A 448-nucleotide genomic window follows, 5' to 3' on the forward strand; every position below is an offset into this window, starting at 1 on the left:
GCTCGCCGTGGCGTTTCGCCGCTGGCCGCGTCCTTCTTCGCCTCCTGGCGCCAAGGCATCCACCGTACGCCCTTAATACCTTGACCTCTTTCTTTACTACTCAATGTGCAGTTTTCAAAGAACAAATATTGTGGTGGAGGTGAGCGGATTCGAACCGCTGGCCTCCTGCTTGCAAGGCAGGTGCTCTCCCAACTGAGCTACACCCCCACGCTAGTGGTGGGCCTGAGTGGATTTGAACCACTGACCTCACGCTTATCAGGCGTGCGCTCTAACCGAACTGAGCTACAGGCCCATCTTTTATTTCTTTATTTAGAAAGAGCTATTGCTCTCTCAAAACCGAACAGGATGTCAAGCGCTTAAATCGTTCTAAGTCTCCCTAGAAAGGAGGTGATCCAGCCGCACCTTCCGATACGGCTACCTTGTTACGACTTCACCCCAATCACCGGCC

At 53.1% G+C, this 448-nt stretch carries 2 tRNA genes and 2 rRNA genes; all 4 read right to left on the bottom strand.

What is annotated here, in order from left to right:
* Positions 1–86, bottom strand: a 23S ribosomal RNA gene (locus CDO51_RS13220); the annotation flags it as partial.
* A gap of 45 nt (positions 87–131) precedes the next feature.
* Positions 132–207, bottom strand: a tRNA-Ala gene (locus CDO51_RS13225).
* Between the two features lie 7 nt (positions 208–214).
* A tRNA-Ile gene (locus CDO51_RS13230) sits at positions 215–292 on the bottom strand.
* An 88-nt stretch (positions 293–380) separates the two neighbouring features.
* A 16S ribosomal RNA gene (locus tag CDO51_RS13235) occupies positions 381–448 on the bottom strand; the annotation flags it as partial.

The organism is Natranaerobius trueperi, from assembly GCF_002216005.1.
GTDB lineage: Bacteria > Bacillota > Natranaerobiia > Natranaerobiales > Natranaerobiaceae > Natranaerobius_A > Natranaerobius_A trueperi.